The sequence below is a fragment of the Enterobacter sp. BNK-18 genome (genome assembly GCF_047456135.1).
In the GTDB taxonomy this organism is placed as follows: Bacteria; Pseudomonadota; Gammaproteobacteria; order Enterobacterales; family Enterobacteriaceae; genus Enterobacter; species Enterobacter ludwigii.
The window spans coordinates 2,089,510-2,112,867 of record NZ_CP179899.1; the positions used below are offsets into that span (position 1 = coordinate 2,089,510).

The window sequence follows — 23,358 nt, forward strand, 5'->3', positions numbered from 1 at the left end:
ATCTGCACATCCAAATTTCAGGAGAAACCATGAGCGAAGTAACGGACTTAACTGTCATCGAAATCAAGCCGGAACAAGCGCCAGTGCTTTACGTAGCTGGCGGCCTTGATGCTTACCTTGAGCAAATCCGCCAGGCAGTAAACGAAGTGCCAGACCTGTCCACGAAGAAAGGTCGTGACCGTGTCGCCTCTCTGGCTGCGCAGGTATCCCGCAGCAAGACAGCAATCGAAAAGCCGGGGCGTGAGTACCTGAAACGCCTGAAAGAGGCTGTGCGCCCGGCTGAGGCCGAAATTAAGCGATTCGTTGATGCATGCGACGAGCTACGCGATGCCACCCGCCGCCCACTCACCGAATGGGAAGCCGAGCAGGAACGCATTAAGGCTGAAGAAGCCATGAACGCGATGCACGCCGAAGCTCTGGAAATGAACATCAAGTTCGATCAGGAACTGGCTGCCAAGATCGAAGCAGACCATGAAATGGCCCTGCTGATGAACAAGGATATTGACCGCGACCGCGAAGAACAGCGCCGCCAAGCGGAACATGCTCAGCGTGAGCACGAAGAGCGATTGAAGCAAGAAGCTGCAGACAAGGCCAAGCGCGAAGCCGAAGAGAGGCATAAAGCGGAATTGAATGCTGCAGCGCGCCGTGAAGCGGAAGAGAAAGCCCGCGCTGATGCGGCCGAGCGTAAGCGCAAAGAAGATGCTGACCGTGCAGAACGTGAGAAGCAAGAAGCTATCGCAGAAGAAAAACGCAAAGCGCAGGAAGAGGCAGATCGCATCAAGCGTGAAGCTGAAGCGAAAGAAAAAGCCCGTCTGGCTGAAGAGCAGCGCAAGGCCGACGGACAGGCAAAGCGTGAAGCTGACGTGAAGCATCGCAAGATGGTCGGAACCAATATCGTTAACGCACTAACCAGCCACACCAGCATTACGCGTGAACAGGCTATTGAGGTGCTGACAGCCATCAAGGATGAGCTCATTCCAAGAACAAAAATTAACTACTGAGGTGACTCATGAATATCACATGCGAGTGCGTGGACATGCGCACATCCGTCGGCCCCCACAACACCATCAAAGTTGAGATGGAAGGCGTTGTGCTGGCCGGTACCGTAAAAACCCGTGACGTCCTACCCCAACTCGACGGCGCAGAAGTCATCGAGTGGCTGGCTGAGAAGGGTTACGTCATCACTCATCAGGAGCGTGCAGCATGACGGCAGCAGAGCGGTGGGATGAAGAGTCGTTCCTGCGCCTTATGCGCGACGTGTTACCAGATCAGCCAGAGGGCGAAGACGAGCCGGTTAACCTGGCCGCCGAAAGGCAGAACCCGGTCATAAGTTGGGATGAATTTGCGGGGAATTACACATGACAGAAAAAAAAGTATACGCAGCTATTAGCGGAGTCGCTTCGGCTCTTGCTGAAAAGGGTATCAGCAAAGAAAGGAAGCAAGGGAGTCAGGTCAATTACGCGTTTCGTGGCATCGACGACATTTACAACGCGCTGGCCCCGGAACTGGTAAAGAACAAGCTCCTGATACTACCGCGCTACACCGAGCGCACCAGCGTCGAGCGAACCAGCAAAAATGGCGGCGCGCTGTTCTACATCACGGTTCGTGGTGACTTCGATTTCGTCAGCACCGAGGACGGCAGCATCCACACTGTCACCACCTATGGTGAAGCGATGGATAGTGGCGACAAAGCCACAAACAAAGCCATGTCGATAGCATACAAATACGCGGCGTTTCAGGCGTTCTGCATACCAACTGAAGAGACAGCACTCGATGCTGATGCTGAGGTGCATCAGGTAGCGCCCCAAGACGCTGAGGCTGCACTGAGAGAGTTTGGCGACAAAGCACAGCTAGCTCAGTCAGTAGAGGAATTGCAGGGAGCATACAAAGAGGTATGGCCTAAGTTAGGCGGCGTTAAATCATACGAAGAACGCGCAGCAGAGACGTACAAAACGCGCGGTCGAGAACTTCACAAACAGGCGGCTTAAATGGCAATTAACACGATCACAGTTTCAGGAAATGTCGGTAGAGACGCGGTACTGCGCGTCACGCCAAACGGGAAACACATCGCCTCGTTTTCACTCCCGGCAAAATCTGGGTTTGGCGAGAATGAGAAGACATCATGGCTGAATTGCAAGATGTTCGGGGTAATGGCCGAGAAGCTCTCTGGCGCGATTGTTAAGGGAGCAAAGGTTGCTGTTACTGGCGAGTTTGTAATTGAGGAGTGGACTAAGCAGGACGGTTCTCAGGTACAGACACCGACCATCCTGGTACGGGATATCGATCTCCCACCACGCGGCACGCAAGGGAATGATAATCACCGTCAACAGGCATCATCGCAGCCACAACGCCAGCAACATCAACGCTCATCGGCCACACAACAGCAACAAAGCGAACCACCGATGGACTTCGACGACGATATACCCTTTTGAAGCATCTCCCGGCCAGGAGAAACCAATGAACAAATTTACCCCCGAGTATCGAAAATATCTTCTCCGGCCAATCCCTGACCGGAAGCTTTCACCCTCTGAGCGAGCCGATCGCAAAGAGCTTTACCAAATCATCCAGCAAGAAAGAGCCAACGACGATTCACCCCCTTCCCCATCCAACTACACGCCAGCTGACCCATACCTAAACGACAATCGCAAAGGCCTCGGTGGCGCTTCAAGGGGTGACTAATGACTCACGCTCACGACGACATCAGGGTTTGCACACTGTGCCTTCCATTCATTGGTAACGGCTGGCTAATGCCATGGGGTGAAGTGGTCACCAATCCATTAAAGGCGCAGCGGCTCGCTGAGGAATATCGGGAAAGACAGGAGGCGGCATGACCTATCAACTTCACGTCGGGCGCTGTGAAGACGTCCTGAAAACGCTCCCGGATAACTCCGTTGACGCCATCGTGACGGATCCTCCGTACGGGCTGAGCTTCATGAACCACAAGTGGGATTACGACGTTCCCACCGTTGAGCAGTGGCAGGAATGCCTGCGCGTTCTCAAGCCTGGCGGACACCTGCTGGCGTTCGGCGGATCACGTACCTATCACCGCCTTGTGGTTAATGCAGAGGATGCCGGTTTCGAAATCCGCGACCAAATCCTCTGGATTTACGGCAGCGGCTTCCCAAAATCGCATAACCTTGACGGTGATTTTGATGGCTGGGGTACCGCATTGAAACCAGCCCATGAGCCAATCGTCATGGCGCGCAAACCTTTCAAAAAAACGGTGTCGGCGAATATGGCCGAGCATGGTACCGGTGCAATCAATATTGATGCCTGCCGCATCCCTACCGACGAGGCGCTAAATGGCGGTGCTGGCGGCCTGCTTTCACACCAGCGTGACGGTACCGAACCTGTTGCTGCTTACGAGCAGGCACCAGAGGGGCGCTGGCCGGCAAACATCATTCACGACGGAAGTGATGTTGTCGTGTCAGCGTTCCCGGATGCCAAAGGCCAGCAAGGAGCGCTTACCGGCAATGAGCCAAGCTCTAAAATGGGTGCGGCGAATTGCTACGGGCAAATGGACCGTCGGCACGAGTCAATTCCACGTATCGATAGCAGCAAGAGCGCTGCCCGCTTCTTCTACTGCGCCAAGGTAAAGCCGAAAGAGCGCGATGAAGGCCTCGAGAGATTTATCGCGACGTCAGCCAGCGACATGACCGGCGGACGCAAAGAAGGAAGCGTCGGCATCAATGATCCGCGCGCCGGTGCCGGGCGTACCAGTGGCGCGAAGAACAACCACTCTACCGTTAAGCCGATCGCTCTGATGAGTTATCTCTGCAGGCTGATTACTCCGCCTGGCGGTACCGTGCTTGACCCGTGGATGGGGAGCGGGAGCACTGGCCGGGCAGCTATCGAGGAAGGTTTCAACTTCATCGGCATCGACCTGAACCCGGATTACGTAACCATTGCTTCTGCGCGAATTGCTCACTCCTTCAAAAAGAAGACGGAGGCCGCATGACGCCAGAAACAAACAACGCAATCCGCGCCGCCTGCCGCCGCTGCACCGAGGAAATCCAGCAGGCCATGCGCAAGAAGCCAAAGCCTAACTGGAACGAAACGGTGCCTCCCATCATCAACAAGCATCACAAGAAAATTGAAGCTCTGGGAGTTAGCCTCCTGGAGTTCGTCGTATACACAGGGCGGCTTAATCGCCGCTTCGGAGTGGAATCGTGAGTTATTCAACAGTTATAAAAGTTTGGCCTGGAGAGAAGTCTGAAGAAGATGAAGAGCTCCGCAATGGCTGGGGAAGTGGCCCTGTCATCTGGAACGACATGGCAATGAAATATCTTGGTCTACCGGCCCATCAGTACATGATGAAAATAGATAGCCTTTGGCCCTTGGCTAACCGCCTTGATATCCCCTATCACCATCGCGCTGTCCTCGCTATGACATACGACCGCATGTTTGTGAAGCGGGAGCATTACGCGTTGGCAGCAGATTGCATCCGCAAATACCTAACTGACTTCCCGGCTGATGATAGATATGTAAACCACTGGCCCCGCATTGCTGAAATTTTTGAAAGCTCACCTGAGTGCCCGGCTATTGGTTTATGGCTCACTTCGGTATGTGAAAACCCATTTCTTGGCGGGTGGGATGAAGAAACCGAAGATTACAAACAGCCTGATTGGTCTCGTTACTGGAGCCTTTTTGATGACCTTGACGCAAACGAAAGTGGTACCGCATGAAGGAACTAATCACCAGGTCGCTATCGCGGCCTTTTTTATTGCTGGCGTTCACATTCAACCGAATTAACCGACAGTTCCGGGAGCATTGATTATGAGCATGGAAAAATTCATTAAGCCTTTTCCTCTGTCAGATATAAAAACTCCGCGAAATGGCGCTGAAATCTTGCTGGACAACTACTGGCTTACGAAAGATGGGATGTACTTTAAATCAAAGCGCAGTGGCACTCACCAGTGCAACCGAGATAAGCGCGTAGTCGATACAGTTTATGCCGACCTCCTGTCATCTGGATATGAATGCACTTACATCCCTATCGCATATATCAAGAGAGATTCTCATGACCGCTGAAATCATCGACCAAGCCAACGAGCTTACACAGCAGCGCATCGACATGGCTATTGCCGCTCACCGCATCAACCGCAACGCCGTATCAGCTGAGCATTGCGCTGAATGCGGCGAGGATATCCCGGCTCCGCGGCGCGCTGCTGTTCCCGGCTGCCAGACGTGCGCGGAGTGCCAGGGTGTTATCGAATTGAGGAAGAAGCAGCGAGGTGCGTGATGTTTGCACTCATTCAACGGGGTCAGATTTACGCTGACCAGCACGGTTGGCCCGTCATCATCCACAGCTGCACATCTCAGATAGTCCGCTACTGGCGACAGGGCCGGATCAACACCGCTTCAATCGACCGCTTTAATAACGATTTCGAACACCTCGATCACCGTGAGGCGGCACATATACGCGCCGAACTTGAGACTAGCGAGCACATTAAATCGCTGCGCGCCCAGCGTGCGGCATGAGGAGAGAGCATGAAAGTACTGATAGTTTTTGAAAATATTCCCGAAACTACTGACCTTTTTATCGTTGAAGCAAACGAAGAAGATTTGAAGGACTTGCGGCTATCGCATGGAAATTACATTAATTCGGTGGATAACGAGGACATTGAGAATGCAATCTCACGCGTAAACCTTCGACTCGGATCGCCTAATAACTATTCAGCGGAAGCGGCGACTGAGTGCGGTCTTGCTCATGAAGAAGTGGGTAAGTGGGATGGTTCAGCTGTAGATACTGGCGAACCAATCCTTGTTTATGAGGGCCGCATCGAAATGGTTGTGGTGACCGGATTCATCATGTGACGCAACTGATAGCCAGTTATGAGCTGGCTATTGGGTGCGAAAGCACTGCTCCGTTATCCCTTTTGCCCGGCTCCGCGCCGGGCTTCTTTTTGGGAGTTCACCATGCAATCAAACCCCGTACTTAAGTTTATCGGCGCGCTTATCGCACTGGGCGCTCTCATCTCATTTTTTCACGAACCGGAAGGTGTGCAATGGCTGCTTTTAATGTGGGCGCAATAGTCCAGAAGAAGACCGGCGGACTGACTGGGATAGTCGAAAGCCTGCTGGAACCGGAAAACGATAAGGCGCGGGTTTATGTTGCATGGGATGGCGGCACTTACCAGATCCACTACGAATACGAACTGCGCGCGGCCACTCCAGACCAGCCGCAGTTTTATAAAACGATGTCATAGGAGCGATCATGAGCGAAATCATTCAAATCGTGCCCAGCGAGTGGGTGACAGAAGACCTGCTTGTGAAAATGACAGGGCTTCGCCCGGGAACGATAGCGCGGGCCCGCAAGAAAAGTTGGCTGTGTGGAAGGGAGTACGTCCACATGTCGCCTGACAGCATCCCAAAGGAAAACAGCGAGTGCTTGTATAACCACAAAGCCATCGATCAGTGGGTTGAAAGCCTCAAAAAGAAACAGCCAGGTGCGCGTCAATGAGGATCCGTTTATGCTTAGCGGGCTCTTGGACGTCAGGAGGGAATAATGGCTAAGTCAGCATACCCAACAGGCGTGGAGAACCACGGCGGAACGCTCCGCATATGGTTCATCTATAAAGGAAGCCGTGTACGCGAAAGCCTCGGCGTGCCAGATACACCCAAAAACAGAAAAGTAGCTGGCGAGTTACGTGCGTCGGTGTGCTTCGCTATAAAGACAGGCAACTTCAACTATGCCGCACAGTTCCCTGACTCGCCGAACTTGAGAAGGTTTGGGGTGGAGAGCAAGGAGATCACCGTGCTCGAACTGGCGAACAAGTGGCTTGAACTGAAGCGTATGGAGATCAGCACCAACGCGATGGCACGCTATACATCTATAACGCGCAATATGGTGCCGAGGATCGGCGGTGACAGGCTTGTATCTGCAGTAACACAGGAAGATTTGCTGTTTATCAGAAAGGAACTGCTGACCGGGTATCAGACGTTGAAAGCTGGACACAAAACACCGGTTAAGGGCCGCACAGTCAGAACGGTCAACAATTACATGAAGACCATGGCTGGCATGTTCAAGTTCGCTGCTGAAAGTGGTTATGTGAAGGTTAGCCCGTTCACCGGGATCGCCCTTCTCAAGCGTTCTCGTTGCGAGCCTGATCCGCTCACCCGCGACGAGTTTGTCAGGCTGATTAACGCCTGCAGTCACCAGCAGCTGAAAAATATGTGGTCGCTGGCTGTGTACACCGGCGTGCGCCACGGTGAACTGGTGTCGCTGGCCTGGGAAGATATCGACCTGAAAGCAGGAACGATGATGATCCGCCGAAACCACACGTTGACGAAGGAGTTTACCCTTCCGAAAACCGAGGCCGGGACAAACCGCATCATCAACCTTATTCAGCCAGCTATTGACGTGCTGAAGAACCAGGCCGAACTAACACGCCTGGGTAAGCAGTATCAGTTAGAGGTGAAACTGCGTGAGTTTGGTCGCACAGAAGTGCATCCGTGCACATTCGTGTTTAACCCACAAAAAGGATTGCGCAATGGCCGTGCTGGGCATCATTACGCGGTGGGGTCGATCAACCAGTCGTGGGAGGCAGCAATGCGACGCGCCGGGATTCGCTATCGCAGAGCATACCAGTCCCGACACACGTATGCATGCTGGTCGTTGGCCGCCGGTGCTAACCCGAACTTCATCGCGAAGCAAATGGGCCACACCGACGCACAAATGGTCTACCGGGTGTACGGATCCTGGATGGCTGAAAATAACCAGGACCAGGTACTCATCCTCAACCAGAAATTGAGTGAGTTTGCCCCATCCATGCCCCACGCAGTGGGATCGGATGATTATTAATTATAAATATCATTAGGTTAAACAACCTAAACCTGCATGCCCATCACTTCCTGATAAGCAGACACAAGCTTGTTACGCACCTGAATCCCCATCTGCAGGGAAACCGAGGCTTTTTGCAAATCGGTCATCACATCATTCAGTGCCACGCCCGGCTCGCCGAGGGTGAACTTCTCCGCCTGAGTACGAGCGGCGGTCTGGGTATCGCTGATACGGTCAAGCGCGGCATGCAGTTGTCCTGCAAAACTGATGCTCGGTTGTTCTGCCACATTCTGATTACGGGCCGTCATCGCCGTTGCCTGCAACTGACTGATCACCCCTTCAATACCCTGTATAGCCATGACTCTCCCCTGAATGGTTTTTTACGGGGTCAAGACTAACAGCTTGTCAATAAGATAATGGCGGTAAATAGCGTGAAAAAACCAGGTTATTTGACGCATAGAAAATCCTGAATCATCAAATAATGGCAGGGCCATCAATATGGAACTTTTGTCGTGTTTGCCGACCCGGGAGTCAGTTTTGTTTCTCTACACGAATAACGTAAACCACCAGGATTTAAGAGGTGCGCAATGAGTGCAACAGCATCGACAGCGCCACAAAATAAATCACTCGAGTGGATGAACCGCCTTCGCGCGAATCCTAAAATCCCGTTGATCGTGGCAGGCGCTGCCGCAATTGCGATCCTTGTAGCGATGGTCTTGTGGGCGAAAAGCCCTGATTACCGCACGCTTTACAGTAACCTTTCCGATCAGGATGGCGGTGCCATCGTCACCCAGCTTACCCAGATGAACATCCCTTATCGCTTTGCGGATAACGGCGGTGCGCTGGAGGTACCGGCTGATAAGGTGCACGAACTTCGTCTGCGCCTGGCGCAACAGGGACTGCCAAAGGGCGGTGCGGTAGGTTTTGAACTGTTGGATCAGGAAAAATTCGGTATCAGTCAGTTCAGCGAGCAGGTGAACTACCAGCGTGCGCTGGAAGGTGAGCTGGCCCGTACGATTGAAACATTGGGTCCGGTGAAGAGTGCACGTGTGCACCTGGCCATGCCTAAACCCTCCCTGTTTGTCCGCGAGCAGAAATCCCCGTCGGCCTCCGTCACCGTTAACCTCCAGCCTGGCCGTGCAATGGATGAAGGACAAATCAGCGCGGTGACCCATCTGGTCTCCAGCGCCGTTGCCGGTCTCCCGCCGGGTAACGTGACGCTGGTTGATCAAAGTGGTCATCTGCTGACCCAGTCCAATACCGCAGGCCGCGATCTGAATGACGCGCAGTTGAAATATGCCGCGGATGTGGAAGGTCGCGTGCAGCGCCGCATCGAAGCCATCCTTGGCCCGGTCGTCGGTAACAGCAACGTGCATGCGCAGGTTACCGCGCAGATTGACTTCTCTAATAAAGAACAGACCGAAGAGCAATACAGCCCGAATGGCAACCCGGCTCAGGCGGTAATGCGCTCTCGTCAGGTCAATGAAAACGAACAGGTTGGCGGCGCATACCCAGGCGGTGTGCCAGGCGCATTGTCTAACCAGCCAGCACCGGCTAACGCGGCACCAATCTCAACGCCACCGGCTAATCAGCAGAACGGTCAGCAAACGAATCAGCAGACCACATCAACAGCCAGCACCGCCGGTCCGCGTACCAGCAGTCGTAACGAAACCACCAACTACGAAGTGGACCGTACTATCCGCCACACCAAACTGAACGTGGGCGATGTACAGCGTCTGTCGGTTGCGGTGGTGGTGAACTACAAAACGCTGGCGGATGGCAAACCGTTGCCGTTGACCGCCGAGCAGATGAAACAGATTGAAGACCTGACCCGTGAAGCGATGGGTTACTCCGAGAAGCGCGGCGACACGCTCAACGTGGTGAACTCACCGTTCAACTCGGTTGAAGAGTCAGGTGGCGAACTGCCGTTCTGGCAACAGCAGGCGTTTATCGATCAGCTGCTGTCCGCAGGTCGCTGGCTGCTGGTTCTGATTGTCGCGTGGCTGCTGTGGCGTAAGGGCATTCGTCCTCAGCTCCAGCGTCGTGCTGAAGCTGAAAAAGCGGCGCGCGAACAGGTCAGTACCCGCCAGGAAGTGGAAGATGCGGTTGAAGTTCGCCTCAGCAAAGACGAACAGATGCAGCAACGCCGTGCTAACCAGCGTATGGGCGCCGAGGTCATGAGCCAGCGCATTCGCGAAATGTCAGATAACGATCCGCGCGTCGTGGCGCTGGTCATCCGCCAGTGGATGGGTAACGAACATGAGTAACACGCTTTCAGGCACCGATAAAAGCGTCATCCTGCTGATGACCATTGGCGAAGACCGTGCGGCCGAGGTGTTCAAACACCTCTCCCAGCGCGAAGTACAGATTCTCAGTGCGGCTATGGCAAACGTACGCCAGATCTCTAACAAACAACTGACGGAAGTGCTGTCTGAATTTGAGCAGGAAGCCGAACAGTTTGCTGCGCTCAACGTCAACGCCAACGACTATCTGCGCTCCGTGCTGGTCAAGGCGCTGGGCGAAGAGCGTGCTGCCAGCCTGCTGGAAGACATTCTGGAAACGCGCGATACCGCCAGCGGTATTGAGACGCTCAACTTTATGGAGCCGCAGAGTGCCGCCGACCTTATCCGCGACGAGCACCCGCAGATTATCGCCACCATTCTTGTCCACCTCAAACGTGGCCAGGCGGCCGATATTCTGGCGTTGTTCGAAGAGCGCCTGCGTCACGATGTGATGCTGCGTATCGCGACCTTCGGTGGTGTCCAGCCAGCCGCGCTGGCGGAGCTGACCGAAGTGCTGAACAACCTGCTCGATGGCCAGAACCTCAAGCGCAGCAAAATGGGCGGCGTGAGAACGGCGGCAGAGATCATCAACCTGATGAAAACGCAGCAGGAAGAAGCGGTCATTACCGCCGTTCGCGAATTCGACGGCGAGCTGGCACAGAAAATTATCGACGAGATGTTCCTGTTCGAAAACCTGGTCGAAGTGGACGATCGCAGCATCCAGCGCCTGCTCCAGGAAGTGGATTCCGAGTCGCTGCTTATCGCCCTCAAAGGTGCCGAGCAGCCGCTGCGCGAGAAGTTCCTGCGCAACATGTCTCAGCGTGCGGCAGATATCCTGCGCGACGACCTTGCCAACCGTGGCCCGGTCCGTCTGTCTCAGGTGGAAAACGAACAGAAAGCCATCCTGCTTATCGTTCGTCGTCTGGCGGAAACCGGCGAGATGGTGATTGGCAGCGGAGACGACACCTATGTCTAATGAACTGCCGTGGAAGCGCTGGACGCCCGACGATCTGGCGCCTCCCCTGTCAGAGTTCACACCCGCCGTGCTGTCGCCCGAAGAGGGCGACCCGGATGTCGAGCAGCCTGAGCTGAGCGAAGAAGAGCAGCGCGCGCAGATGCTGGCCCAGTTGCAGATGCAGGCCCATGAGCAGGGCTACACGGCTGGCCTGAACGAAGGACGCCAGAAAGGCCACGATCAGGGGTATCAGGAAGGTCTGGCCAAAGGGTTAGAACACGGCATTGAACAGGCGCGCCAGCAACAGGCTCCGCTTCACGCCCGTATGCAGCAGCTGGTCAGCGAGTTTCAGCACACGCTGGATGCGCTGGACAGCGTCATTGCCTCAAGGCTGATGCAGATGGCGCTGGAAGCCGCCCGTCAGGTGATCGGCCACGCGCCGGCGGTGGACAACACCGCGCTGATTAAACAAATTCAGGGCCTGCTTCAGCAGGAGCCGCTGTTCAGTGGGAAACCGCAGCTGCGCGTGCATCCGGACGACCTCCAGCGCGTGGAAGAGAGTCTGGGCGCGACGCTGAGCCTGCACGGCTGGCGTCTGCGCGGCGACCCGTCGCTGCATCACGGAGGCTGCAAGGTCTCTGCCGATGAAGGTGACCTGGATGCCAGCGTTGCGACCCGCTGGCAGGAACTGTGCCGCCTGGCAGCACCGGGAGTCGTCTGATGACTGCACGCCTCACCCGCTGGCTCAACACGCTCGATAATTTTGAAGCGAAGATGACGCAGCTGCCGTCCGTTCGCCGTTACGGACGACTCACGCGTGCCACCGGCCTGGTGCTGGAAGCTACTGGCCTGCAGCTTCCGCTGGGAGCTACCTGCGTGATTGAGCGTCAGGATGGACAAGAGACGCGTGAAGTTGAGAGCGAAGTCGTCGGTTTTAACGGCCAACGCCTGTTCCTGATGCCCCTTGAAGAAGTTGAAGGCATTCTGCCCGGTGCGCGCGTGTATGCGAAAAACATCAGCGGCGATGGACTGCAAAGCGGGAAACAGCTCCCGCTTGGCCCTGCCCTGCTTGGCCGCGTACTGGACGGAAGCGGTAAACCGCTGGACGGTCTGCCCTCGCCGGACACCACCGAAACCGGCGCGCTGATCACCCAGCCGTTTAACCCCCTTCAGCGTACCGCCATCGAACATGTCCTCGACACCGGCGTACGCCCGATTAACGCCCTGCTGACCGTAGGCCGCGGGCAGCGTATGGGCCTGTTTGCCGGCTCAGGAGTGGGCAAATCCGTCCTGCTTGGCATGATGGCACGCTACACCCAGGCCGATGTCATCGTCGTGGGTCTGATCGGTGAACGTGGTCGCGAAGTAAAAGACTTTATTGAAAACATTCTCGGTGCAGAAGGCCGTGCCCGCTCGGTGGTCATCGCCGCACCGGCGGATGTCTCACCGTTACTGCGTATGCAGGGTGCTGCGTATGCCACCCGTATCGCGGAAGATTTCCGTGACCGCGGCCAGCACGTGCTGCTGATTATGGACTCCCTGACCCGCTATGCGATGGCGCAGCGTGAAATCGCTCTCGCCATCGGAGAACCTCCGGCGACCAAAGGTTATCCGCCTTCGGTCTTTGCCAAGCTCCCGGCGCTGGTCGAACGTGCAGGAAACGGCATCAGCGGCGGCGGCTCAATCACCGCTTTTTATACGGTTCTGACCGAAGGCGATGACCAGCAGGACCCGATTGCCGACTCCGCGCGTGCGATCCTCGACGGTCATATTGTGTTATCGCGCCGTCTGGCCGAAGCCGGCCACTACCCGGCAATTGATATCGAAGCATCAATCAGCCGTGCAATGACGGCATTGATCACAGAGAAGCACTACGCCCGCGTGCGTAACTTCAAACAACTCCTCTCCAGCTTCCAGCGCAACCGCGATCTGGTGAGCGTGGGGGCGTATGCCAAAGGCAGCGACCCGATGCTCGACAAAGCGATTAGCCTGTGGCCGCAGCTGGAGGCGTTTTTGCAACAAGGTATTTTTGAACGCGCCGACTGGGAAGACTCACTCCAGGCACTGGATCTGATTTTCCCGCAGGTGTAACACAGGTGGAGGGCGAAGGTCATGGCGCAAAACAGCGCGTTATCAACGCTGAAAGATCTGGCTGAGAAAGAAGTTGATGATGCCGCATTGCAGCTTGGCGCAATGCGACGCGGGTGCCAGCAGGCTGAAGAGCAGTTGAAGATGTTAATCGACTATCAGCATGAATATCGCACCAACCTCAATACCGATATGACACAAGGCATTGGAAGCCAGCGCTGGATTAACTATCAGCAGTTTATTCAGACGCTGGAAAAGGCGATTGAACAGCATCGCCAGCAGCTTAACCAGTGGACCCAGAAAGTCGACACCGCGCTGAATTTCTGGCGCGAGAAAAAGCAGCGACTGCAGGCCTGGCAGACCTTACAGGACCGACAGATCGCGGCAACGACCCTGGCGGAAAACCGTCTGGATCAGAAGAAAATGGATGAGTTTGCCCAGCGCGCATCAATGAGGAAACCGGAATGATCACATTGCAACAACTGCTGATGACCGACAGCGACCTGTCGGGCGGCATGCAAACAGGGAAAGGCACCGACGGTGCACAAGACTTTCTTTCTCTGCTGGCAGGCGCCCTGACGGACGCAACAGGCCAAGGCAACGATGCGCCGCTGACGCTGGCTGACCTGAAAGCAGCCGGCAGTAAGCTGTCAAAAGTTGCTCAGGAAGCCGGGGGAGAGAACACCCTGCAGGCCAAAATAGCCAACCTGCTCTCGCGTCAACCAGCCCTGACAGGCGATGAACCGACAGCAGCCACCCCGCTGGACACCCTCGTTTCCGGGCTGGTGCCGGTTTCAAAAGATGATGCCCTGAAGACCCTGAGCGCGGTGAAAACGCAAGATGACAGCAAAAGCGAGCTGAGCGAAGAAGAGCTGGCAGGGTTGAGCGCGCTGATGGCCATGCTGCCCCACCAGCAGACGGCAACGCCGGTGGCCTCTGGCGCGACAGGCAATGGCCTGACGGCGAAATCAACGCTGAACGCTGCCGCGCTTTCGCAAAATGGTGCAGGTCAACAGTCCATGAGCACCCTGCTGGCGGGCCATGAAAAAGCGCAACAAGCGTCGACTTATCAGGCGCAGGCGCAAAACGCCGATCCGTCTCAACCGGTCAACGCACCGGCGACCCCGATCGTGGCCGCCGCCGCTGAGAAGCAGGATCTCGCCAGTTCACCCTCTTCAACAGCCCCAACCGCAACGCTTGCGCCCGTCATTTCAAGCAACGTCACCAGCCACGCTGCCGCAACCGTTGCCACGGCACCGGTATTGAGCCAGCCGCTGGGAACCCAGGAGTGGCAGCAATCTCTGAGTCAGCACATTACGTTGTTCACGAAACAGGGCCAGCAGACCGCAGAGTTGCGTCTGCACCCGGAAGATCTGGGCCAGGTCCAGATTACCCTGAAACTGGATGATAACCAGGCACAGCTGCAAATGGTGTCGGCGCACAGCCACGTGCGTGCGGCCCTGGAAGCCGCACTGCCTGTCCTGCGCACGTCGCTTGCTGAGAGTGGCATTCAGCTCGCGCAAAGCAGTGTCAGCAGCGAGAGCTTTGCCGGACAGCAGCAGTCCTCCTCTCAACAGCAGCAACAGGCTTCACGTTCCGGTAATACCGGCGGTTTTAATGAGGAGAGCGATGAGTTACTGCCTGCCCCTGCCGCCCTGCAATCCGCGGCGCGTGGCAACAGTGCCGTAGACATCTTTGCCTAAACGCCAGAGGTAGCGTGATTATCCCCGTCTTTTCCACGCTTTGACGACAGCAGGACACGGGATAATCACCTTATTATGCTGTACCGAAACAGGAAGCTCGTATCAGATGACTGACTCCGCGATCACCAAAAAAAGCAAGCGTTCCATCTGGATCCCGCTGCTGGTGTTAATCACGCTCGCCGCCTGCGCTACCGCGGGCTATAGTTACTGGCGTATGCAGCAGGAACCTTCTACCGCTGCGGCCAAAGCCGAACCGCCTCCTCCGCCGGCACCGGTATTCTTCCCACTGGATACCTTCACCGTGAATCTGGGTGATGCGGATCGTGTGCTGTATGTGGGTATCACGTTACGCCTGAAAGATGAAGCCACGCGTGCGCGCCTGAATGATTATCTTCCTGAAGTGCGTAGCCGTCTGCTGCTGCTGTTCTCTCGTCAGGACGCCTCAACGCTTGCTACCGATGACGGTAAGCAAAAGCTGGTCGACGCCATTAAACAGACGCTGGCGACCCCGCTGGTAAACGGTCAACCCAAGCAGGAAGTCACTGACGTTCTGTATACAGCCTTCATACTGCGGTAACGACATGGGCGACAGTATTCTTTCTCAGGCAGAAATCGACGCGCTTCTTAACGGCGACAGCGATAAGAACGATGATCCGCAACCGGGTATTGGCGGCGATAGCGATATTCGTCCTTATGATCCCAATACCCAGCGCCGCGTAGTACGTGAACGTCTGCAGGCGCTGGAGATCATTAACGAACGCTTTGCACGTCAGTTCCGTATGGGGCTGTTTAACCTGCTGCGTCGTAGCCCGGATATCACGGTCGGTGCGATCCGTATTCAGCCGTATCATGAGTTTGCCCGCAACCTGCCGGTGCCAACGAACCTTAACCTGATCCACCTGAAACCGCTGCGCGGCACAGGTCTGGTGGTGTTTTCGCCAAGCCTGGTGTTCATTGCGGTGGATAACCTGTTTGGTGGCGACGGGCGTTTCCCAACCAAAGTGGAAGGGCGTGAATTTACCCACACCGAGCAGCGCGTCATCAACCGCATGCTGAAGCTGGCGCTGGAATCTTACAGCGACGCGTGGAAAGCGATTAACCCGCTGGAAGTGGAGTACGTACGTTCTGAGATGCAGGTGAAATTTACCAATATCACCACCTCCCCGAACGATATCGTCGTGAATACCCCGTTCCATGTGGAGATCGGTAACCTGACCGGTGAGTTCAACATCTGCCTGCCGTTCAGCATGATCGAACCGCTGCGTGAACTGCTGGTCAACCCGCCGCTGGAGAACTCACGCAACGAAGATCAGAACTGGCGTGAAAACCTGGTGCGTCAGGTTCAGCATTCTCAGCTTGAGCTGGTGGCGAGCTTCGCGGATATCCCGCTGCGCTTATCCCAGATCCTGAAATTACAACCCGGCGATGTTTTGCCGATAGAAAAACCCGACCGCATTATTGCCCATGTGGATGGTGTCCCCGTGCTGACAAGTCAGTACGGCACAATTAACGGTCAGTATGCGTTACGCGTTGAGCACTTGATCAACCCGATATTGAATTCGCTGAATGAGGAACAGCCCAAATGAGTGACATGAACAATCCGTCCGATGAAAACAGCGGAGCACTGGACGATCTGTGGGCTGACGCGTTAAACGAGCAAAAAACGACTCCGGCCAAAAGTGCAGCGGATGCTGTGTTCCAGCAGCTCGGCGGCGGCGATGTCAGCGGTACGCTGCAGGATATTGATCTGATTATGGATATCCCGGTTAAGCTGACCGTGGAACTGGGCCGCACCCGCATGACCATTAAAGAGCTGCTGCGTCTGACGCAGGGTTCCGTGGTGGCCCTTGACGGTCTCGCCGGCGAACCGCTGGATATTCTGATCAACGGTTATCTCATTGCCCAGGGTGAAGTCGTGGTGGTTGCCGATAAATACGGCGTGCGCATCACCGACATTATTACGCCATCTGAACGTATGCGTCGTCTGAGCCGTTAAGCATGAAAACCCAGGCAACAATATCACAGCCCTCTGCCGTTCCCGGCTCTCCGCTGCTCCAGGTGAGTGGCGCGTTGCTCGGTATTATTGCCTTTATTCTTATCGCCGCATGGCTGGCGAAGCGCTTCGGCCTGGCGGGTAAAACCGCCGGCACCCGCGGTCTGAAGGTCAGCGCCAGCACGACACTGGGGCCACGCGAGCGCGTGGTCGTTGTCGATGTGGAAGATGCACGGCTGGTGCTGGGCGTGACTGCCTCCAGCATCAACGTCTTGCATAAACTGCCGCCAGCCCCGGCAACGGGTGACGAGCGCGCAGAAGTCCCTGCGGATTTTCAGTCCGTCATGAAGAGTTTGCTTAAGCGTTCCGGGAGATCCTGATGCGCCGTTTGTTATCCCTTACGCTTGCGGGCGTCGGCCTGTTTGCCCCTGCGGTTTACGCGCAACTGCCCGGTCTGGTCTCAACCCCTCTTGCAGGCGGCGGGCAAAGCTGGTCGCTGCCGGTGCAGACGCTGGTTTTCATCACCTCGCTGACGTTTATTCCGGCGATCCTGCTGATGATGACCAGTTTCACCCGAATCATCATCGTCTTTGGTCTGCTGCGCAATGCGCTGGGCACCCCGTCCGCGCCGCCTAACCAGGTACTGCTGGGTCTGGCGCTGTTTTTAACCTTTTTCATTATGTCGCCGGTTATCGACAAGATTTATACCGACGCATACCAGCCGTTTAGCGAAGATAAAATCTCCATGCAGGAGGCGCTCGATAAAGGGGCTCAGCCGCTGCGGGAGTTTATGCTCCGCCAGACCCGGGAAGCGGACCTGGCACTCTTCGCCCGCCTGTCCAATACCGGCGAGCTTCAGGGACCGGAAGCCGTTCCGATGCGTATTCTGCTGCCTGCGTATGTCACCAGTGAGCTGAAAACGGCCTTTCAGATTGGCTTTACCATCTTTATTCCGTTCCTGATTATCGATCTGGTGATCGCCAGCGTTCTGATGGCGCTCGGGATGATGATGGTCCCCCCGGCCACCATTGCCCTGCCCTTTAAGATCATGCTCTTTGTCCTGGTCGATGGCTGGCAACTGCTGGTCAGTTCGCTGGCGCAGAGTTTCTACAGTTAAGGAGCCGTAATGACGCCAGAATCGGTCATGATGATGGGCACGGAAGCGATGAAAATCGCGATAGCCGTTGCCGCGCCGTTACTGCTTGTCGCGCTGGTGACCGGTCTGATTATCAGTATCCTGCAGGCCGCCACGCAGATTAACGAAATGACGCTGTCATTTATCCCAAAAATCATCGCCGTGTTCGTGGCGATTATCGTTGCCGGGCCGTGGATGCTGAACCTGTTGCTGGACTATATGCGCAACCTGTTTACCAATCTGCCGTACATCATCGGCTGACCCGACGATGCTGCACTTCACCAGTGACCAGTGGGTTCAATGGCTTGGCGTCTATTTCTGGCCGATGCTGCGTATCCTGGCGCTGATTACAACGGCCCCCATTCTCAGTGAGAAAACGATACCCAAGCGCGTCAAAGTGGGGCTGGGCATCATCATCACCATTATCGTCGCCCCTTCTCTCCCGCCCGTGGATATTCCGATCTTCTCGGCGAAAGCGGTGTGGGTTGCACTGCAACAGGTGATGATTGGCGTGGCCGTAGGCTTTACCATGCAGCTTGCCTTCGCGGCCGTGCGGACCGCCGGCGAACTGATTGGCCTGCAAATGGGTTTATCATTCGCCACGTTTGTGGATCCCGGTAGCCACCTCAACATGCCGGTGCTGGCGCGCATTATCGATCTGCTCGCCATGCTGCTGTTCCTGTCGTTCAACGGCCATCTGTGGCTCATCTCCATGCTGGTGGATACTTTCCATACGCTGCCGATTGGGGAAAACCCGGTGAACAGCAACGCGTTTCTGGCGCTTACGCGTGCGGCCGGGCTTGTTTTCCTGAATGGCCTGATGCTGGCGCTGCCGATCATCACCCTGCTGCTGACCGTGAACCTCGCCTTAGGCTTACTCAACCGAATGGCACCGCAGCTCTCGGTGTTCGTCATTGGTTTTCCGCTGACGCTGACGGTCGGTATTTTATTAATGTCATTACTGATGCCCCTTATCGCCCCCTTCTGTGAGCACTTATTCGGCGAGATATTCAATCTGTTAGCAGATATTGTCAGTGAGCTACCGCGTAAATAATAGCCCTCATAGTTGATATTGTCTTTCTGAGGATATTCCTAAAATAAAACGTGAAAAACATCTTCCAGGATATATCTGACGGGGTTTAATTGTTTCTAACCACCTCACAATACTTAATATTTACTTTACTTTAAGAAGATTCCTGGCAAATTATACGTAACTTTACGGGATAGTGAGTCCGCCTGAAAGTCTTTGTCATGCTCACAGGTTTATTAATTTTTTCCATCCCGTATGGCTGTTATGAGCTCTCAGGCAGATGGTGAATTATCGTTACGCATTGAGTGAGGGTATGCCATGTCAACGATCATTATGGATTTATGCAGCTACACCCGGCTAGGGTTAACCGGGTACCTGGCAAGCAGAGGGGTAAGAAAGAGAGACATCAACGATGCACACACCGTTGACGAACTCGCAGCCGCTTGTGACGAACTTAAACCAGGCGTGGTGTTTATTAATGAGGACTGTTTCATTCACGATCCAGCCAACAGTCAGCACATTAAGCAAATCATTAATCAGCATCCAAAAACCCTGTTTATTGTTTTTATGGCGATCGCGAATATCCATTTCGATGAGTATTTGTTGGTTCGTAAAAATTTATTGATCAGTTCTAAATCGATTAAACCAGAGTCGCTGGATGACATTCTGGGTGATTATTTGAATAAAGAAGTTAAAAATGTAGGAGCGGTTAACTTACCCACCCTATCATTAAGCAGGACTGAATCAAGCATGCTGCGAATGTGGATGGCAGGGCAAGGGACTATTCAGATCTCAGACCAGATGAATATTAAAGCCAAAACCGTTTCGTCACATAAAGGAAATATTAAAAGGAAAATTAAAACGCATAATAAGCAAGTGATCTATCACGTGGTACGCCTCACCGATAATGTGACGAACGGGATTTTCGTCAACATGCGTTAGTCGCTAAAAAAACCCTTTGCACCCTACCTTTGATCTCTGGCCTGGCCAGAGATTTTTGCTTCTGTGGACAGTGTCGGGCGCGCCAGTCGCCACCCGACGCCATGCTATTGCGCTTTCTCTACAAAGATGCCATCCGGGTGTCCCAGTTCGTTAAAAAACCAGATGCCGAGCGGGTAGTCTTCAAGTGATACCAGGTACATCGTGCCTTCACTAAACTCTTCAATTGCCAGGACCACACCCGGGCGGCGCGGCCCACCGTCCGTTTTAACGGTTACCCGATCGTTGACCTTCATACGTTCCTCCTCTGGTTTTGAGCCAGTGTAGAACAAAACGCCTTAACTGGCATCGCTGCCCGGTGTGAATGGCGTTTTTGTGCGCAGTCTATACTTACGGTTGGAGACGGCAAAATGAGGTACCCCGTAATGAAGACCGACAAAGAGTACAGCGACACCATCAAACGCGAGGTTGAGGTGGATGTCGATGCCCTGCTGGCCGCCATCAATGAGATCAGTGAGTCAGAAGTCCGTCGTTCAGACGACAATTCAGACAGGGTCATTGTGAACGGAAGGGATTATCACACCTACCGTGAACTGGCGGAGGCCTTCGAGCTTGATATCCACGATTTTAGCGTGTCTGAAGCAAATCGTTAGGACGAAAAAAATCCCGGTCATGGGGATGGCCGGGATCAAAACTTGCTTATGCAAGAAGCACTTGAAAATTCGTTACACCAGGAAATCTGATGTACACAAAACACTATCCTCAACCATTTTGTATGACAAGCATATATTCTCATGGCGAATATAATATTTGGTACATAATAAATTTAGTTATGAGGGACAACATGCGCTGCATGCGGGTTTGGCAGGAGAGATACCCTTTTGCCTGACTTAAGCATTAGGAATTTTTTTAGGAATATTCTTAGGTGGCAGTTTGTCAGTTATCAGGAGTCGTTATGCCTTCACTGCAGGATAGCCTGCTGATCTTTTCCGATCTCGACGGCTCGTTGCTCGATATTCATACGTACGAGTGGCAACCGGCCATGCCCTGGCTGGACACCCTCCAGGATAACCAGGTGCCGGTTATTCTCTGCAGCAGCAAGACCGCGGCAGAAATGCTGGATATCCAGCAGGATCTGGGTCTGGAGGGGTTACCCTTGATAGCTGAGAATGGCGCGGTGATTCAGCCCGACGTGCGCTGGGAGACAGGTCAACGCCACATCAGGGGGATGACGCACCGCGACATTCGCCCGCTGATCGACCAGATTCGCCAGCAGCGGGGCTTTAAATTCACCACCTTTGATGACGTCGACGAACGGGTTATCAGCGAGTGGACGGGGCTGACGCGTTATCGTTCGACCCTCGCGCGCCGACACGAAGCCTCCGTCACGCTCATCTGGCGCGACAGCGATGAAAAAATGGCGCAATTTGACGAGGCGCTGGCGCAGTGCGGCCTGAAATGCCTGCAGGGAGCCCGCTTCTGGCATGTTCTGGATGCTCGCTGCGGTAAAGACGTTGCGGTTGACTGGCTGATTGAGCAGTACCGTGAGCGGGAAGGCATTGTGCCGGTCACTCTGGGGCTTGGCGATGGTCCAAATGATGCCCCGCTGCTGGACAGCGTGGACTACGCCGTGGTGATTAAAGGCATTAACCGGCAGGGCATCACGTTACGCGACGATAACCCCGCCCGGGTGTACCACACGCAACAGCCCGGCCCCGCGGGCTGGCAGGAGGGGCTGGATCACTTCTTATCCTGATCGTGCCAGAACACCCGGTTGCGCCCGCACTGCTTGGCCTGATACAACCGGGCATCCGCCACTGACTGCAACTGTTCGAAATCGTAATTGTCCTTTTCCTGGGCGCTACTTACCCCCAGTGAGGCACTGATACGCACGGTGGTACTCTTTTTCACCAGGATCTCTTTACTGTTGATGCGTGAGCGAATGCGTTCCGCAATCCCCCTCGCCTCTTCAAGCCCGCTGCCGGGCAGTACCACGCAGAACTCTTCCCCACCCACGCGTCCGGCAACATCATTCTTGCGCAGTGCGCTGCCAATCAGGCCTGCGGCATGGGAAAGCACTTTGTCCCCGGCCTGATGGCCAAAGCGATCGTTAATGCTTTTAAAATGGTCGAGATCGATTTGAATCACCGAGAACGGCAGCGACTGCTGCCGACATTTTTCCGACAGCATTTTGGCACGCTCAAACAGGGCACCACGGTTATTCAGGCGGGTGAGCGGATCGTGCCAGGCCTGCCACTGCAAAGAGTGCTGAAGCGTATACATATTGCTGACCATCCGACGGATAACCAGCCACGAGATAAGAAGCATGGCGGTGAAGAGTGCCCAGAGCAGCGCCAGCACGATACTGATACTGCCGAAGTCCCCCTTCACGCCTTCATGCAGGGTATGAACGCGTAAAATCACACCATCGAAGTGATCGAGCCGCTCCCAGCTGATAAAGCGGCTTCCGAGGCGGATCCCCCCGCCGGTATCGTTCTCAATCGCGTGCGCTATCTGCGCCGTTTCGCGTTCGTCAAACCGGTTCACCAGACTACCGGTCTCTTCTGACGTGGCAATCATATTCAGCCGGGTGTCGTACAGCTGATATTCCCCCTCTGTACGCTCTTGCGTTGCCTCTTCCAGCAGATGTTTCATGGTCTTCAATGAGAAATCCATCGCCACAACGCCATACCAGTAATGGTCAAAATAGATCGGTACGCTGGCCGTGATCATCCGTTCACCACCGGTCCAGGGCGACGGGCTGGAGATAAACCAGCGCACCGCGCGAGCGCGATTGTTACGTTCAGACTGCTGGGTAAACCACGGCTGGGTAACCAGATAGTAATAGCGCTGGCTAATATCACTCGTCTGTTCAGGCGTGTCCGTCGCAAGGTAAAACCCGGCGCGTGACGCATAGATAACCCGCTCTTCACTTTGCCCCACCGAGGACGCCAGTCGGAGTAAATACCCCACTTCGAGGGCGGCAGAAATTTCATTGCTGATACGCTCAGGATCACGATTCAACAGCGTGGTTTTTTCGACGAACGCATCCGACACGCCGTTAATGGGGAGAGTGCGTTTTTTATCAACGGCGAGCTGCCAGCTGGGGCGCGTGCGAAAGGCGTTAAAGCGTGAAATCGCTTCATACAGGACATCAAAGGCCAGCGGCGTCTGGATGGCATCACGCATGCTTTTGCGGAAAAAAAGCATTTTATCCACGCTGTACTGTAACTGCCGGTCCAGCGAAGTGGCTACCGTTTCCAGATGATTACGCTGGCTGGAGATATACGCATCTTCCAGTACCACCACCTCTCGCCAGGTCAGGAGCGTGGAAAATATCAGTACGATGAGAAAACAGAGATTAACAATCAACCCCGGATTGCTACGCATATGCAGCCATTGCAGAAAAGATCGTCTTACAACAAAGGTCTCGCGCTGCACACACACTCC

At 54.8% G+C, this 23,358-nt stretch carries 33 protein-coding genes and 1 pseudogene; 31 read left to right on the top strand and 3 right to left on the bottom strand.

Annotation, left to right across the window (positions count from 1 at the left end):
- Positions 1-29 precede the first annotated feature (29 nt).
- The 15 genes from ACMGG3_RS10150 (at position 30) to ACMGG3_RS10220 (ending at position 7,804) form a co-directional block, all read left to right on the top strand.
- On the top strand, positions 30-1,001 hold the full coding sequence (locus ACMGG3_RS10150) for a hypothetical protein (protein ID WP_414149855.1): 972 nt from the start codon (positions 30-32) through the stop codon (positions 999-1,001).
- A gap of 8 nt (positions 1,002-1,009) precedes the next feature.
- Positions 1,010-1,207, top strand: coding sequence for a thioredoxin reductase (locus ACMGG3_RS10155; protein WP_414149856.1), 198 nt, complete (start codon positions 1,010-1,012; stop codon positions 1,205-1,207).
- Entirely contained in the window at positions 1,204-1,362 is a 159-nt protein-coding gene (locus ACMGG3_RS10160; RefSeq protein ID WP_333179046.1) for a hypothetical protein, read from the top strand. Before ACMGG3_RS10155 ends, ACMGG3_RS10160 begins: the two co-directional genes overlap by 4 nt.
- A complete protein-coding gene (locus ACMGG3_RS10165) occupies positions 1,359-1,988 on the top strand; it encodes an ERF family protein (protein WP_414149857.1) in 630 nt (209 codons plus the stop codon). The genes ACMGG3_RS10160 and ACMGG3_RS10165 overlap by 4 nt, the downstream gene beginning before the upstream one ends.
- Positions 1,989-2,432: a single-stranded DNA-binding protein gene (locus tag ACMGG3_RS10170; RefSeq protein WP_414149858.1), complete on the top strand. Its 444-nt coding sequence runs from the start codon at positions 1,989-1,991 to the stop codon at positions 2,430-2,432.
- A 246-nt stretch (positions 2,433-2,678) separates the two neighbouring features.
- Positions 2,679-2,831, top strand: coding sequence for a DUF1317 family protein (locus ACMGG3_RS10175; protein WP_414149859.1), 153 nt, complete (start codon positions 2,679-2,681; stop codon positions 2,829-2,831).
- Positions 2,828-3,958, top strand: a complete 1,131-nt coding sequence (locus ACMGG3_RS10180) for a DNA-methyltransferase (protein WP_414149860.1) — start codon at positions 2,828-2,830, stop codon at positions 3,956-3,958. Before ACMGG3_RS10175 ends, ACMGG3_RS10180 begins: the two co-directional genes overlap by 4 nt.
- Complete coding sequence (locus ACMGG3_RS10185; protein ID WP_248247934.1) at positions 3,955-4,173, top strand: hypothetical protein; 219 nt, start codon at positions 3,955-3,957, stop codon at positions 4,171-4,173. The genes ACMGG3_RS10180 and ACMGG3_RS10185 overlap by 4 nt, the downstream gene beginning before the upstream one ends.
- On the top strand, positions 4,170-4,685 hold the full coding sequence (locus ACMGG3_RS10190) for a hypothetical protein (RefSeq protein ID WP_414149861.1): 516 nt from the start codon (positions 4,170-4,172) through the stop codon (positions 4,683-4,685). The genes ACMGG3_RS10185 and ACMGG3_RS10190 overlap by 4 nt, the downstream gene beginning before the upstream one ends.
- Positions 4,686-5,020: 335 nt before the next feature.
- Positions 5,021-5,242 (top strand): TraR/DksA family transcriptional regulator, encoded by a 222-nt coding sequence (locus ACMGG3_RS10195; protein WP_414149862.1) that lies wholly within the window; start codon positions 5,021-5,023, stop codon positions 5,240-5,242.
- Complete coding sequence (locus tag ACMGG3_RS10200) at positions 5,242-5,481, top strand: DUF4222 domain-containing protein (RefSeq protein ID WP_414149863.1); 240 nt, start codon at positions 5,242-5,244, stop codon at positions 5,479-5,481. The genes ACMGG3_RS10195 and ACMGG3_RS10200 overlap by 1 nt, the downstream gene beginning before the upstream one ends.
- A 9-nt stretch (positions 5,482-5,490) precedes the next feature.
- Positions 5,491-5,817: a hypothetical protein gene (locus ACMGG3_RS10205; RefSeq protein ID WP_414149864.1), complete on the top strand. Its 327-nt coding sequence runs from the start codon at positions 5,491-5,493 to the stop codon at positions 5,815-5,817.
- A gap of 191 nt (positions 5,818-6,008) precedes the next feature.
- Positions 6,009-6,209, top strand: coding sequence for a hypothetical protein (locus ACMGG3_RS10210; RefSeq protein ID WP_063615981.1), 201 nt, complete (start codon positions 6,009-6,011; stop codon positions 6,207-6,209).
- 8 nt (positions 6,210-6,217) lie between these two features.
- Entirely contained in the window at positions 6,218-6,463 is a 246-nt protein-coding gene (xisR, locus tag ACMGG3_RS10215) for an excisionase family protein (protein WP_025913358.1), read from the top strand.
- A gap of 45 nt (positions 6,464-6,508) precedes the next feature.
- The gene (locus ACMGG3_RS10220) at positions 6,509-7,804 is read left to right on the top strand and encodes a tyrosine-type recombinase/integrase (protein ID WP_414149865.1); all 1,296 of its coding nucleotides are present in this window, start codon (positions 6,509-6,511) and stop codon (positions 7,802-7,804) included.
- Between the two features lie 26 nt (positions 7,805-7,830).
- Here the strand turns inward: ACMGG3_RS10220 and fliE are convergent, their stop codons facing one another.
- Positions 7,831-8,142: a flagellar hook-basal body complex protein FliE gene (gene fliE / locus ACMGG3_RS10225; protein ID WP_014170728.1), complete on the bottom strand. Its 312-nt coding sequence runs from the start codon at positions 8,140-8,142 to the stop codon at positions 7,831-7,833.
- A 228-nt stretch (positions 8,143-8,370) separates the two neighbouring features.
- Between fliE and fliF the strand changes: the two genes are divergently transcribed.
- The 14 genes and pseudogenes from fliF to rcsA all read left to right on the top strand — a co-directional run bounded on the left by fliF (position 8,371) and on the right by rcsA (position 19,911).
- On the top strand, positions 8,371-10,050 hold the full coding sequence (fliF, locus tag ACMGG3_RS10230; RefSeq protein WP_014170729.1) for a flagellar basal-body MS-ring/collar protein FliF: 1,680 nt from the start codon (positions 8,371-8,373) through the stop codon (positions 10,048-10,050).
- The gene (fliG, locus tag ACMGG3_RS10235) at positions 10,043-11,041 is read left to right on the top strand and encodes a flagellar motor switch protein FliG (RefSeq protein ID WP_014170730.1); all 999 of its coding nucleotides are present in this window, start codon (positions 10,043-10,045) and stop codon (positions 11,039-11,041) included. Before fliF ends, fliG begins: the two co-directional genes overlap by 8 nt.
- Positions 11,034-11,741 carry a flagellar assembly protein FliH gene (fliH, locus tag ACMGG3_RS10240; protein WP_032678466.1) on the top strand — a complete coding sequence of 236 codons (708 nt, stop codon included), beginning with the start codon at positions 11,034-11,036 and terminating at the stop codon, positions 11,739-11,741. The genes fliG and fliH overlap by 8 nt, the downstream gene beginning before the upstream one ends.
- Entirely contained in the window at positions 11,741-13,111 is a 1,371-nt protein-coding gene (gene fliI, locus ACMGG3_RS10245; RefSeq protein ID WP_025203804.1) for a flagellar protein export ATPase FliI, read from the top strand. Before fliH ends, fliI begins: the two co-directional genes overlap by 1 nt.
- Before the next feature lie 21 nt (positions 13,112-13,132).
- The gene (fliJ, locus tag ACMGG3_RS10250; RefSeq protein ID WP_014170734.1) at positions 13,133-13,576 is read left to right on the top strand and encodes a flagellar export protein FliJ; all 444 of its coding nucleotides are present in this window, start codon (positions 13,133-13,135) and stop codon (positions 13,574-13,576) included.
- Positions 13,573-14,811: a flagellar hook length control protein FliK gene (gene fliK, locus ACMGG3_RS10255; RefSeq protein WP_414149866.1), complete on the top strand. Its 1,239-nt coding sequence runs from the start codon at positions 13,573-13,575 to the stop codon at positions 14,809-14,811. The genes fliJ and fliK overlap by 4 nt, the downstream gene beginning before the upstream one ends.
- A gap of 106 nt (positions 14,812-14,917) precedes the next feature.
- Positions 14,918-15,388 carry a flagellar basal body-associated protein FliL gene (fliL, locus tag ACMGG3_RS10260; protein WP_020883336.1) on the top strand — a complete coding sequence of 157 codons (471 nt, stop codon included), beginning with the start codon at positions 14,918-14,920 and terminating at the stop codon, positions 15,386-15,388.
- 4 nt (positions 15,389-15,392) lie between these two features.
- The gene (fliM, locus tag ACMGG3_RS10265) at positions 15,393-16,397 is read left to right on the top strand and encodes a flagellar motor switch protein FliM (protein WP_014170737.1); all 1,005 of its coding nucleotides are present in this window, start codon (positions 15,393-15,395) and stop codon (positions 16,395-16,397) included.
- Entirely contained in the window at positions 16,394-16,807 is a 414-nt protein-coding gene (fliN, locus tag ACMGG3_RS10270) for a flagellar motor switch protein FliN (protein WP_014170738.1), read from the top strand. Before fliM ends, fliN begins: the two co-directional genes overlap by 4 nt.
- 2 nt (positions 16,808-16,809) lie before the next feature.
- A complete protein-coding gene (fliO, locus tag ACMGG3_RS10275) occupies positions 16,810-17,184 on the top strand; it encodes a flagellar biosynthetic protein FliO (RefSeq protein WP_025203802.1) in 375 nt (124 codons plus the stop codon).
- Entirely contained in the window at positions 17,184-17,921 is a 738-nt protein-coding gene (gene fliP, locus ACMGG3_RS10280) for a flagellar type III secretion system pore protein FliP (RefSeq protein WP_008500316.1), read from the top strand. Before fliO ends, fliP begins: the two co-directional genes overlap by 1 nt.
- Before the next feature lie 9 nt (positions 17,922-17,930).
- The gene (gene fliQ, locus ACMGG3_RS10285; protein ID WP_008500315.1) at positions 17,931-18,200 is read left to right on the top strand and encodes a flagellar biosynthesis protein FliQ; all 270 of its coding nucleotides are present in this window, start codon (positions 17,931-17,933) and stop codon (positions 18,198-18,200) included.
- A 7-nt stretch (positions 18,201-18,207) separates the two neighbouring features.
- Positions 18,208-19,009: pseudogene (gene fliR, locus ACMGG3_RS10290) on the top strand (flagellar biosynthetic protein FliR).
- Between the two features lie 278 nt (positions 19,010-19,287).
- Complete coding sequence (rcsA, locus tag ACMGG3_RS10295) at positions 19,288-19,911, top strand: transcriptional regulator RcsA (RefSeq protein WP_008500313.1); 624 nt, start codon at positions 19,288-19,290, stop codon at positions 19,909-19,911.
- A 104-nt stretch (positions 19,912-20,015) separates the two neighbouring features.
- On the opposite strand, the gene dsrB is transcribed toward rcsA, so the two are convergent.
- The gene (gene dsrB, locus ACMGG3_RS10300) at positions 20,016-20,204 is read right to left on the bottom strand and encodes a protein DsrB (protein WP_020883333.1); all 189 of its coding nucleotides are present in this window, start codon (positions 20,202-20,204) and stop codon (positions 20,016-20,018) included.
- A 129-nt stretch (positions 20,205-20,333) separates the two neighbouring features.
- Between dsrB and yodD the strand changes: the two genes are divergently transcribed.
- Positions 20,334-20,561 (top strand): YodD family peroxide/acid resistance protein, encoded by a 228-nt coding sequence (yodD, locus tag ACMGG3_RS10305; RefSeq protein ID WP_008500310.1) that lies wholly within the window; start codon positions 20,334-20,336, stop codon positions 20,559-20,561.
- A 302-nt stretch (positions 20,562-20,863) separates the two neighbouring features.
- Positions 20,864-21,664, top strand: a complete 801-nt coding sequence (locus ACMGG3_RS10310) for a mannosyl-3-phosphoglycerate phosphatase-related protein (RefSeq protein ID WP_414149867.1) — start codon at positions 20,864-20,866, stop codon at positions 21,662-21,664.
- Here ACMGG3_RS10310 and dgcQ read toward each other — a convergent pair.
- A complete protein-coding gene (dgcQ, locus tag ACMGG3_RS10315) occupies positions 21,649-23,349 on the bottom strand; it encodes a cellulose biosynthesis regulator diguanylate cyclase DgcQ (RefSeq protein ID WP_044867762.1) in 1,701 nt (566 codons plus the stop codon). The two genes, ACMGG3_RS10310 and dgcQ, sit on opposite strands and share 16 nt — an antisense overlap.
- Between the last annotated feature and the right edge of the window lie 9 nt (positions 23,350-23,358).

Coding starts and splice junctions, on each gene's coding strand:
- ACMGG3_RS10150 (WP_414149855.1), top strand. CDS start 30: ATGAGCGAAGTAACGGACTTAACTGTCATCGAAATCAAGCCGGAACAA.
- ACMGG3_RS10155 (WP_414149856.1), top strand. CDS start 1,010: ATGAATATCACATGCGAGTGCGTGGACATGCGCACATCCGTCGGCCCC.
- ACMGG3_RS10160 (WP_333179046.1), top strand. CDS start 1,204: ATGACGGCAGCAGAGCGGTGGGATGAAGAGTCGTTCCTGCGCCTTATG.
- ACMGG3_RS10165 (WP_414149857.1), top strand. CDS start 1,359: ATGACAGAAAAAAAAGTATACGCAGCTATTAGCGGAGTCGCTTCGGCT.
- ACMGG3_RS10170 (WP_414149858.1), top strand. CDS start 1,989: ATGGCAATTAACACGATCACAGTTTCAGGAAATGTCGGTAGAGACGCG.
- ACMGG3_RS10175 (WP_414149859.1), top strand. CDS start 2,679: ATGACTCACGCTCACGACGACATCAGGGTTTGCACACTGTGCCTTCCA.
- ACMGG3_RS10180 (WP_414149860.1), top strand. CDS start 2,828: ATGACCTATCAACTTCACGTCGGGCGCTGTGAAGACGTCCTGAAAACG.
- ACMGG3_RS10185 (WP_248247934.1), top strand. CDS start 3,955: ATGACGCCAGAAACAAACAACGCAATCCGCGCCGCCTGCCGCCGCTGC.
- ACMGG3_RS10195 (WP_414149862.1), top strand. CDS start 5,021: ATGACCGCTGAAATCATCGACCAAGCCAACGAGCTTACACAGCAGCGC.
- ACMGG3_RS10200 (WP_414149863.1), top strand. CDS start 5,242: ATGTTTGCACTCATTCAACGGGGTCAGATTTACGCTGACCAGCACGGT.
- ACMGG3_RS10205 (WP_414149864.1), top strand. CDS start 5,491: ATGAAAGTACTGATAGTTTTTGAAAATATTCCCGAAACTACTGACCTT.
- ACMGG3_RS10210 (WP_063615981.1), top strand. CDS start 6,009: ATGGCTGCTTTTAATGTGGGCGCAATAGTCCAGAAGAAGACCGGCGGA.
- xisR (WP_025913358.1), top strand. CDS start 6,218: ATGAGCGAAATCATTCAAATCGTGCCCAGCGAGTGGGTGACAGAAGAC.
- ACMGG3_RS10220 (WP_414149865.1), top strand. CDS start 6,509: ATGGCTAAGTCAGCATACCCAACAGGCGTGGAGAACCACGGCGGAACG.
- fliE (WP_014170728.1), bottom strand. CDS start 8,142: ATGGCTATACAGGGTATTGAAGGGGTGATCAGTCAGTTGCAGGCAACG.
- fliF (WP_014170729.1), top strand. CDS start 8,371: ATGAGTGCAACAGCATCGACAGCGCCACAAAATAAATCACTCGAGTGG.
- fliG (WP_014170730.1), top strand. CDS start 10,043: ATGAGTAACACGCTTTCAGGCACCGATAAAAGCGTCATCCTGCTGATG.
- fliH (WP_032678466.1), top strand. CDS start 11,034: ATGTCTAATGAACTGCCGTGGAAGCGCTGGACGCCCGACGATCTGGCG.
- fliI (WP_025203804.1), top strand. CDS start 11,741: ATGACTGCACGCCTCACCCGCTGGCTCAACACGCTCGATAATTTTGAA.
- fliJ (WP_014170734.1), top strand. CDS start 13,133: ATGGCGCAAAACAGCGCGTTATCAACGCTGAAAGATCTGGCTGAGAAA.
- fliK (WP_414149866.1), top strand. CDS start 13,573: ATGATCACATTGCAACAACTGCTGATGACCGACAGCGACCTGTCGGGC.
- fliL (WP_020883336.1), top strand. CDS start 14,918: ATGACTGACTCCGCGATCACCAAAAAAAGCAAGCGTTCCATCTGGATC.
- fliM (WP_014170737.1), top strand. CDS start 15,393: ATGGGCGACAGTATTCTTTCTCAGGCAGAAATCGACGCGCTTCTTAAC.
- fliN (WP_014170738.1), top strand. CDS start 16,394: ATGAGTGACATGAACAATCCGTCCGATGAAAACAGCGGAGCACTGGAC.
- fliO (WP_025203802.1), top strand. CDS start 16,810: ATGAAAACCCAGGCAACAATATCACAGCCCTCTGCCGTTCCCGGCTCT.
- fliP (WP_008500316.1), top strand. CDS start 17,184: ATGCGCCGTTTGTTATCCCTTACGCTTGCGGGCGTCGGCCTGTTTGCC.
- fliQ (WP_008500315.1), top strand. CDS start 17,931: ATGACGCCAGAATCGGTCATGATGATGGGCACGGAAGCGATGAAAATC.
- rcsA (WP_008500313.1), top strand. CDS start 19,288: ATGTCAACGATCATTATGGATTTATGCAGCTACACCCGGCTAGGGTTA.
- dsrB (WP_020883333.1), bottom strand. CDS start 20,204: ATGAAGGTCAACGATCGGGTAACCGTTAAAACGGACGGTGGGCCGCGC.
- yodD (WP_008500310.1), top strand. CDS start 20,334: ATGAAGACCGACAAAGAGTACAGCGACACCATCAAACGCGAGGTTGAG.
- ACMGG3_RS10310 (WP_414149867.1), top strand. CDS start 20,864: ATGCCTTCACTGCAGGATAGCCTGCTGATCTTTTCCGATCTCGACGGC.